Annotated in this window: 6 protein-coding genes and 3 pseudogenes; 5 read left to right on the forward strand and 4 right to left on the reverse strand. The window is 57.7% G+C overall.

What is annotated here, in order from left to right:
• Positions 1-474 precede the first annotated feature (474 nt).
• Complete coding sequence (locus AC0L3P_RS38510; RefSeq protein ID WP_473309243.1) at positions 475-1014, reverse strand: hypothetical protein; 540 nt, start codon at positions 1012-1014, stop codon at positions 475-477.
• A 1385-nt stretch (positions 1015-2399) separates the two neighbouring features.
• On the opposite strand from AC0L3P_RS38510, the gene AC0L3P_RS38515 reads away from it, so the two are divergent.
• The 3 genes and pseudogenes from AC0L3P_RS38515 (at position 2400) to AC0L3P_RS38525 (ending at position 6219) form a co-directional block, all read left to right on the forward strand.
• Positions 2400-3788, forward strand: a complete 1389-nt coding sequence (locus tag AC0L3P_RS38515) for an aspartate aminotransferase family protein (protein ID WP_473309245.1) — start codon at positions 2400-2402, stop codon at positions 3786-3788.
• A gap of 1518 nt (positions 3789-5306) precedes the next feature.
• Positions 5307-5710, forward strand: a pseudogene (locus AC0L3P_RS38520) (hypothetical protein); the annotation flags it as partial.
• A gap of 134 nt (positions 5711-5844) precedes the next feature.
• Positions 5845-6219, forward strand: coding sequence for a hypothetical protein (locus tag AC0L3P_RS38525; RefSeq protein WP_473309246.1), 375 nt, complete (start codon positions 5845-5847; stop codon positions 6217-6219).
• 681 nt (positions 6220-6900) lie between these two features.
• Here AC0L3P_RS38525 and AC0L3P_RS38530 read toward each other — a convergent pair.
• Complete coding sequence (locus AC0L3P_RS38530) at positions 6901-7119, reverse strand: hypothetical protein (RefSeq protein WP_473309247.1); 219 nt, start codon at positions 7117-7119, stop codon at positions 6901-6903.
• Positions 7116-7313 (reverse strand): hypothetical protein, encoded by a 198-nt coding sequence (locus tag AC0L3P_RS38535; RefSeq protein ID WP_473309248.1) that lies wholly within the window; start codon positions 7311-7313, stop codon positions 7116-7118. The genes AC0L3P_RS38530 and AC0L3P_RS38535 overlap by 4 nt, the downstream gene beginning before the upstream one ends.
• A gap of 654 nt (positions 7314-7967) precedes the next feature.
• Between AC0L3P_RS38535 and AC0L3P_RS38540 the strand changes: the two genes are divergently transcribed.
• The gene (locus tag AC0L3P_RS38540; RefSeq protein ID WP_473309249.1) at positions 7968-8387 is read left to right on the forward strand and encodes a hypothetical protein; all 420 of its coding nucleotides are present in this window, start codon (positions 7968-7970) and stop codon (positions 8385-8387) included.
• A 31-nt stretch (positions 8388-8418) separates the two neighbouring features.
• On the opposite strand, the pseudogene AC0L3P_RS38545 reads toward AC0L3P_RS38540, so the two are convergent.
• Positions 8419-8688 (reverse strand): annotated as a pseudogene (locus AC0L3P_RS38545) (IS66 family transposase); the annotation flags it as partial.
• 146 nt (positions 8689-8834) lie between these two features.
• Here AC0L3P_RS38545 and AC0L3P_RS38550 point away from each other — a divergent pair.
• Positions 8835-9031 (forward strand): annotated as a pseudogene (locus tag AC0L3P_RS38550) (GNAT family N-acetyltransferase); the annotation flags it as partial.

The raw sequence follows: 9031 nt of genomic DNA on the forward strand, positions 1-9031 counted from the left end.
ATCGGCGCCCCCGCCGGCATGAGCTAAACCCCGGAAAATTCCAGCATCAGCTGGCCTAGTTTTGGGGAGCACTTCAACATCCGCCGAGACTCTAATCGCCAATGGATGAAAGTTCAGCGGCAGGTCACTGGGTCTAGTAGGAAGGCGAGTTTTAAGAACTCCAACTCAGATCGGCCCTTGCGTGTCGACGCTGAAAACGTCTGTTAGGTCGAGAGTACGAGCTGGACCATTTGAGTCCGCACTGTAGAGCACGTTTTCTACCGATGGAGCGGAAAGCATTGGCTCGCGAGCCAGATCGTAATTCATCCGGAGGGGTGGTGATGGAGGGCAGGCCGCATCATTAAACCACTCTCGCCGGACCTTCGCCTTCGCATTATTATGGCGGTGCAAGAGGAAGGGATGAGCTGCCGGGGCGCTGCCAGCCGTTTCGGGGTGGCGCCATCGACAGCGATCGCGCTGGTCAGCAACCGGCGTTCAGCTCGGATTGAGGGCTATGCTGCGGAGATCCTCTCTTTGGTCGAGACTACGCCTAACATGACGTTTGCCGAGATTGCAGACCATATCTTCAGAGTCGACGGCGAGCGGTTTGTGCCGCGTGTGGTCGAGCGTTTCTTGTGTGGTCGCAAAATCATTTCCAAAAGAAACATCGCACGACAGCGGGCAGGGTCCGCCAGTCATGATTGCTAAACGAGCAATGCAGGTCAGCTCGAGTTCTTGAACCGGGAAGAGATAGTTCAAGATGACGTTGCGCTGTTCTTCAACTACCGAAACTGGGGTTTGAAACTCTAGGATTAACAAGCCGCCCAAATTCGGTTTCCGTTGAGCAAAAGCTCTAGGCGAGCCAGGTCTCGCCGTAAACATGTTATGGTTGGCAGAGCGGCACCCGGCACGATCGGCTTCGTGATAGCTTGTCGTAGCTTGCGTGCTCGATTTGCTAGCTTTCGAACTCGGCCAGGCCTGTCTGTTGAGGCGCAGAAGCGTGGCCTGCACCTCCCTTTGGTCGCCGGAGTCCATTTCGTTTAGCTATGGACCGACGGGCGCTGTTCCAGCAGGGCGTAGTTGCGTTGCTCGGAGTCGTCCGTCGGTATGTTGTCGATGCGCACCAAGAGGCGTCGGCTGCTAACCGGTCCACTCACTCCAATGCTCCGAATTCGACGGCGTCGAAGCTGCGCAACGGTCCGCGCCGATGGATCACCTCGCCCTTGTAGAAACCGGCGTATGTTCGAATCGGGCGTTGTCGTGGAATCGCCGCGACTTTCGACAGAAGGCTGCGGTGCAAGGACGACCGATTCACACATGGAAGGCATTGCGGGCCCATCTTCGCATCGTGGACGAACGCTCGCTTGCGCCACTTGGCGACCGTCCTCTGCTTTAGACCCTGCCGGGCGGCTAACTCTTGGAGCGGAGCCGTCGAGCGCCGTATTGCAACTCGGACCGCGAGCGTGACCGTGGCGCGGGCCGACCGCGCGATACAAGCTGCATAAATTTCAGCGCGTTTGCCGACCACGTGGAATCGAACATCGTCTCACCAAGCCAATCACCAGTGACCAATCGTCAAGTTGAACGCATGAACCGAAGCCCCCGAGGAAGCCACCGTACGCCGATATCACTCACACAAGCAGCTCAAGAAATACCTCGCCGTGTTTCTGGAAGCCGACAACTTGACCCCGCGGCATCACACCCAACGAACCGCTTTGCACCGCCTGGGCGGACGAACCTGGCCGCTTGAGACACTGCAAGCCACATCAATTCGGAACTAAATACCTGGAGCGCTGCGCCGGATCCCGCGCCGACGGCAGGTGAGGCGATCTCAGACGGCGCCATCCGCGCCGCGAGTGTGGCCGTGTCGTCATCAGCCGATAGTGTCTACCTCCGCGAACGGATTGCTCTGGTGGAGGGGTTGGCAGGCGCACCAAGTCGGATACACAAAGCAATCTGTCCTCAGATGCTACAGTGTACGAAGGAGGAGCCTATAAACGTTGGTAGGTGCCCAACTGGATGAATCTGATTAGCCTGTCAGGCTTCCTAGGTCGCGCATCGCCGTACGACTCGCCCGGTGCGGAGACTAGACGAAAGATAGCATGAATGGCGTACAGGAAACGCGTTAATAGAACTGCGCACAGAACTGGTTGCCTCGCCGATGGCGCCGCTGCGATGATTGTCCCGACGGGCTTGGCTCCGGGTGCGAGGCAGAAGTTGGTGGCAGTGCTAACAACCGTCGCCCGAACGAAGGTTCGAATTGTCATTCACGTCGGCGTTTGCCTGCCCTCGCCGAGGGAGAGGGATCCAGGAGATGCTCAAGCAAACACCGGAAGTTGGTACTCGCTCGCACTACTGAAAAAAGTTGGTCATATTGTCGCTCGATCATGTTTCCCGAGTGCAACTGTTGGACGGATGCCATGACGTCGACCGTGCAATACAATTCTCAAGAAGCCCGAGATGCGGCTTATCAGCTTCACGCCTATACTAACGCACGGTCGCATCAAGAAGCTGGTCCAATAATAATTGAACGCGGCGAAGGTCCCTATGTCTTCGACGCGGCCGGTATCCGCTATCTCGATGCCATGGCCGGTCTCTGGAGTGCGGGACTCGGCTTCAGTGAGAAACGGCTCATCGAAGCCGCGCATCGTCAGATGCAAGTCCTGCCGTTCTATCATACCTTCGCATCACGATCGAATGGGCCCGCCATCGAGCTCGCCGAGAAGCTCGTCAGGATGTCCCCGGTGCCTATGAGCAAGGTATTTTTCACAAACTCCGGCTCGGAGGCGAACGACACCGTGCTGAAACTGATCGCCTATCGCTCGAATGCCGTGGGCCAGCCTCAGCGTAAGAAAGTGATTAGCCGTTTGCGTGGCTATCACGGGGTCACGATCGCTGCGGCAAGCCTGACCGGGCTGCCCGAGAACCATCGCTCCTTCGATCTGCCGCTGCCGAACATTCTGCACGCGGGCGCCCCTCATTTCTACAAAGACAGTCTTCCTGGCGAATCAGAGGAGACGTTTGCGACGCGTCGGGCCGAGGAGCTCGAGTCGCAGATTCAGCAAGAAGGTCCTGATACCATTGCAGCCTTCTTCGCCGAACCTGTAATGGGCGCGGGTGGCGTAATCGTTCCGCCGCCGACCTACTGGGAGAAAATACAAAAGGTACTAAAACGGCATCGTATTCTTTTGGTCGCCGATGAGGTAATTTGCGGCTTTGGCAGGACGGGAAAAATGTTCGGCTGCGAAACCTATGACATCACGCCAGATGTCATGGTAGTGTCAAAGCAGCTCACGTCCAGCTATTTTCCGCTGTCTGCAATCATTATGAATGATTGCATGTTCGGTCCAATCGCGGAAGAGAGCAATAAGATTGGAGTGCTGGCCCACGGTTTCACAGGTGGTGGTCACCCGGTCGGAGCCGCCATTGCAATTGAAAACCTCAAAGTCATCGACGAGCGGGAGCTGATTGCGAACGCCAGCCGCATCGGCGGCTACATGCAGGAACGGCTGCGCGGCCTCGCCGACCATCCGGTCGTTGGCGAAGTCCGCGGCATTGGCCTTATGGCAGCGATCGAGCTGGTGGTGGACAAGGAGGAGAACGTCGCCGCTGCCACTCCGGGCGAGATCGGCGCGATCGCGTGCCGGTTGATGCACGAGCGAGGAATCATTATGCGGAATGTTGGCGATGCGTTGGTAATGTGCCCACCTCTGATTGTTAACAAGGACCAAATCGACGCGCTCGTCGACGGGATTGCGAACATGCTCCAGGAGCTTAAGGCGAACGTCGTCAATCTGCCCCGAGCCTGACAAGTCGTCACCTGCCCGTTTAGTCCGCCTGCGGCTCCGACGACTTGAGAACCACGAACTCAAGACACTGCGGAAGCTCGCATAAAGTTAAAGTGCCTTGGGCAAGCAACACATGTGTTTGTCGATGGGCCAGAAGGGTGGTCGCCGCTGACAATATCCGAGGATCGAGAGCATGCGGATGGGGCAGTGGTGCGCGCCTATATTACGTCGGCCACTGGCTGCTCATGAGCTGCGCTGGCCCGCTTTGGAGTTGATCTTGATAAATGTTCAGGTGTCCGCGATGATGAAGAATATGGTTGGAGCGAGTGCTTGGGATCTGCGCGGCCTGTTTCTGTCATCCTGGTTGAACGACCAACCCGCGCAACAATGTTGAGCTCCGCCGAAAACCCCTTGGTCGGTAAGTAAACTCGACATGGCGAGCGCTTGATGGCGAGACCATAGAACAAATCATTTCGAGGGCATCGAAAGAGTGCATTGGGTTCCCCGCATGTTGGGGGTCGTGGGGAAGATGCACCAAATTAATTAGGCGTCTTGTTTTAAGAAGCAGTATGCCTGGCAATAGCTCGTGGGACGCGTGCGTAATCGCTTGGGCCGTCGCGTGTGAATCACAACCTTTCAGAAACGCCGGGGAGGGCGCTAAGCCGCTCGGAAATCGACGCGGAGACGCCCGAAGAGGCCAGACAGCCTTAGCGTCGGGTTTTGTGACGCAGATGAGAAGCCGCGGCCGCGCGGATGCCGTCGTTGGCCACCGTGGGGTCCTTCCATCGCACCGGAGCAGCACAAACATAGATCGCCGATCGGCGGGTGGTCTCATTGCTGGCAATTCAGAAAATTGTCCGAAAAACAAGCTGAATAGCTCAGTGCGAGACTCAATCAACGAAAGTACCGTCCGGGACGCCTTCGCTGAAGACCTGAACATCGCTAGTGGCATGCTGTTCGCTCTTCGGAAGAGTCGCTGGCGACACCTTAAAGCAAGCGGCTTTCAGCGCAGCAAATTCACTGCTTAGCCTCGCGGCAGTCACTCGCCTGACCTATTCTGTTCATTGGTTCCGGCCGTCCGGAGACGACAATATTGGGGTCGTGCTAAGGGAGATCGGCGCCGTTTAACGGTCGTCCCAACCTCAAACTCCTGGTGTTGCGACGTTCTTGGACCCGCCCTGCACACCCCGATCGGAGTGATGGGTCACTCCAAGTGAGCCGTTGCTGCTGGTCGCCATTTTCGAGGCGCGCATGCCCTCAAGGAACGCCGGCTGGCGCCGTCGCATAGATCGGTCCAGGCGGCTAGTGCGGCTCCCCTGAGAGCGCTAACCGCCACTAGATCTGCTTCAGCTTTATCGGTGTTCTGGAAAATCGCGCTGAAACTACCGTGATTTGGAGTGTGAGGTAGATAGAGGAGCTCGGTGAAAATAGTTTGCGCTCCCCCGGAGCAAAGGTCTAGGCGCTTCTTGCGAGCCACAGTAATCGCTGCTGAGGACTTTTGGCAATCCACCGGATTGCTCAGGCAACCCTTGCGGCCGCCGCAAATCCTGGTGCGAGAGCAACGACCCGAACTTTACGGCCAAGGCCGCCGATGTTGTCGGCCTCTACGTTGCCCCGCCCCAGAAGGCTATCGTGCTCTGCGTGGACGAGAAGCCTTCGATTCAGGCCTTGGAGCGAGCGCAAGGGTATCTGAAGTTGCCCAATGGCCGCGCCTTGGCGTTGCAGCGCGATTTGAAGCGGGCGCGGATCGTTTTGTTGGCGGCGGACGGGCGCAGCACCCGGTCGAATCACTCAGCGGCACCTCCTTCACAAGCCTCAAGCAACTTCAGGAACACATCGATGCCTACGTCAACGCGTACAACGACAAAGCCGAGCCTTTCGTCTGGACCAAGAAAAAGGTCCGCCAACGCCGCTTCAAAAGCCGCCGTATCACTCAGCTCTGATTCCGGGTACTAGTTCGCCAGATCACCGCTCCGATGTGTGAAATCAACTGAAAACGCTTTTGGCACGCCGGCCGTTCCACATATTGGGGTAAGGCCAGAGCTACGGGAGCTGGTAGTGGCGAGGAGAGTGCGGGTTGAGTAGCCTTGGCGTAATGCAGCACGACCAACCACGGTACCAGACTGTCGACGCCAAGTTCTTGCAAGCGATCATCTTGCTGCTCGATGCCCTCCAGATTGAGGGCGGGTGCCGGGAGAAGCTTAAGCGTGGCGCAACAAGTCAACCGCATATTGCAGATGAGATCAACACGGACGGGGTGGTACGTGTGGCCGTGATACGCCTTCTGCGCGCCTATATTGCGGCGATCGGACAGAGCGATAGGGCGCGAGCGGCACTCCTAGAACGGCTATGGGGCGAGATTGGCGAGCATCGTTCCGATGCGGCCGGCACTCGGACTCACAAGAGCGCCAAAATTGAGAAAAACAGTTCGCGAGCAAAGCCAGTTATTTGATGCTAACTATACGCGCGTAATCGGCGGCTGCGAGGCAGATCTATATACTCGAATTCAAGTGGCATTGGTGGCTTACTTTCGGCGCTGGCGCCGCTTGGGATCTGGCCAGCTCTCGACCCGCTGCTCTCACCGAGGCAGCGTCACGCGGACGGCTTGCCCAGGCTGATGCGATGGCAGCTCTTGAGAACGCACAGCGTTCGCGATATGAGGCGCATCAATGCCGAGAAGCTTGGCCGCTTGCACGCGGCTAACGGCAATTATTGGCGCGTTTTGAAGATTAAGCTTCCTGCCTGAGATCTTAAGGCTGCAAGACTCGATAAACAACTAACGTGTTGCGTTCGTGCTTTTGCACGCGCATCGCTCTGAAAATCACGCTGCTTTCTGCGAATCGTACGAGCCGGCGATCTGTCGACGACATCGGAGCCGTTTCGATCGTTATGCGGGCGATCGATCCACCGCGGAGATCAGGAGCGCGTGTCGCGCTCTTGGTGATCGGGTCTGGTTTATCGCAGCTGGCCTGGCCGGGGAGCGCTCGCAAGCGTCTATCAAGGCAACGATCCGCCCATGAAGGTGAAAAAGGGTGCCAACTGAGGCGGCCTTATTTCATTTCAGCTTAGGGCGGAGGTTCTCATCCGGGCTGGGGTTTGGCGTCTGGTCGGTCCACGAGTTTACTCTCTGCATTTATGCGCGCTTGGCCTCATCGGCGGCGATGGCATCAACAACGGCAAGTCGTGCCTGTTCAACCGATGCGATCGCGTAATCGATGGCGAGGCCGGCGTCCGACTCCAAGTTCGCGGCGCGTGTCTCGGCTAGCTTTACGCTGAGACCATGCTTTGCTTCGACTACATGCGCCTTGAGAGCGTTGACGTCGGCAGTGATTTTCGCTTGCAGCGCTTTCATATCTCTGGTGGCGGATTCTCCGGCAGACTTGTTTGATGGTTTACCTTTTCGACTGCGATCTTTGCAGCAGAAAGCGCCTCTGCCCTCCGCGCTTCGATCTTGTCGTGCGCTTCCGTTCTTGCGGCTGAGAATGCGTTTTCGGCGCCTTTTGCACGTACCGACAGGTTGGCGAGCTGATCTGAAAGTCGCGTCATTTGCTGCTCCTTGTGAAAGACTCGCAGGCAAGCACGCCATCGTTTAAGCCGCGTTGATCTGGGTCAATTCGTCTTTGCCCAGCATGCGGTCAGAGGCAGGTTGTTCATAGATCGGTGGTCCAACCTCCCTTCAAGTCGTGCTTCCGCGGACAAGTGTTCGTGAAAGGACGCTGGCTTTGACGAATTAAGTAATAACCATTCGCGAGGGTCCGTTCCGGCTTTCGCCAGTCTTCATATCCTGTTCGGCCGGCAGGCCAATCCAGATGTCCACATCCCCATCCTCCGACAGCCGGTTGCGGTCTGATTCACCAGATGGATCCACTCGGCGTCATCGAGCCCCGCAGGTTCGACCACGGGCCTACATCGTTTCCGGTCGTCCGCTGCCGTATGCAGTACGCCATGACGTAGGCGACATCCATCCGATGCGAGAGGCAGTTACGCAGTTGAGACGTCGATTGCTGACGAGATCAGCATCCGCGTGCATGTTCTGGAGATCCGAGGCGGCATCTTCAGCCGTTGTCATCTCCAGCAAGGATCTTTGCACCGCGCACTCCGGCGAGAACCAGGGATGAAGGGCGTGAGTCGACAGAGGGTCACGAACGCCCCTAAGATATCAAGCGAGTAAGTTCGCGGAAGCTGGGTACGGGTGGGCCAGTGAACTTGCAGGTGACGGTTCTCAAGGTGCTGGTCAGCTATCCAGACGGCTTCGCCGCCATGGCGGACCTGAAGCGAGATATGGCGATTCTGGCCACGAGCGGACCGGACTGGGCCGAACGGACGAAGCGGTTAGCCGTCCGCGTGCCCGGCTTGGATATCTTCTCCCAACGACTCATTGAGCGGATTAACGGCGGCTGGCGTGTCACTGATAAAGTACGCGCGGTTCTCGAGATCATGGAGGCGCGGCCCGCACCCGCTCAACAAGCAAGGGAGCTGCCTGAGGTCCTCGCGGCCGAGGAGCCGGCGCCAGCCGCGACTCTGCCACCGACGCCCTCGATAGCGCCGGTTCGACCATGCGGGAACGAAAGGCGACGCCACCGCGATGCTGCACGACGAAGCCAAGCGACCGCATCGTAACGAAGCTCGGTTCTCGAACAGCGCATTTGTGGTTGAGCGTGACCAGGCGGATCGAACGTTCGACGATGTTGTTGTCGAGCTCGATGCGGCCATCATCGACAAAGCGCGTCGCACCCTGGCAGCGAGAGTAGGTCCAGCGGATGGTGATGGTTAGCGTGGCGCTCTGTCGGGTAGCGCCAATATTGATGTTGGGCTGCGGGTAATCCCTAGGGCGGAGACATTGTTTGGAAGGAATGCCAGCACCTACCCGGGTTGGCAGGTTGCTGACTATCCTGCCATGCGTAGACTGCCTGAGCGACATCTAGCGGAACAAGATCACCTTGCAATCTCAAACCGTGCTTTCGGCTGCTTGCAGACGGCTCATCCTTCGATGAATCTACATCCATCCAGCTCACGTCTATCGGTCCTGCGTCCTCAATTTACAGCTCTGCGCTCGAAAGCGGCATCATGAACGCTGAGTCGGGCGTCACCTCGGCGCATGCGAGCGTTCGGGCAAGAACCGTCTGGACAATTGTCCTCGGCTTTGCCGCCGATCCACTGATGCGTTGGAGTTGGCCGGACCCTGGACAATATGTTGGCAGCATGACTCAGTTCATCGAGGCTTGTGGCGGACGGGCATTCGAGCATGGCACAGCATACGTCAC

This window comes from Bradyrhizobium sp. WSM4874, assembly GCF_055811835.1.

What these genes read in the sequence shown, in the direction of transcription:
- AC0L3P_RS38535 (WP_473309248.1), bottom strand. Translation starts at nt 7,313, where the DNA reads ATGACGCGACTTTCAGATCAGCTCGCCAACCTGTCGGTACGTGCAAAA.
- AC0L3P_RS38515 (WP_473309245.1), top strand. Translation starts at nt 2,400, where the DNA reads ATGACGTCGACCGTGCAATACAATTCTCAAGAAGCCCGAGATGCGGCT.
- AC0L3P_RS38530 (WP_473309247.1), bottom strand. Translation starts at nt 7,119, where the DNA reads ATGAAAGCGCTGCAAGCGAAAATCACTGCCGACGTCAACGCTCTCAAG.
- AC0L3P_RS38510 (WP_473309243.1), bottom strand. Translation starts at nt 1,014, where the DNA reads ATGGACTCCGGCGACCAAAGGGAGGTGCAGGCCACGCTTCTGCGCCTC.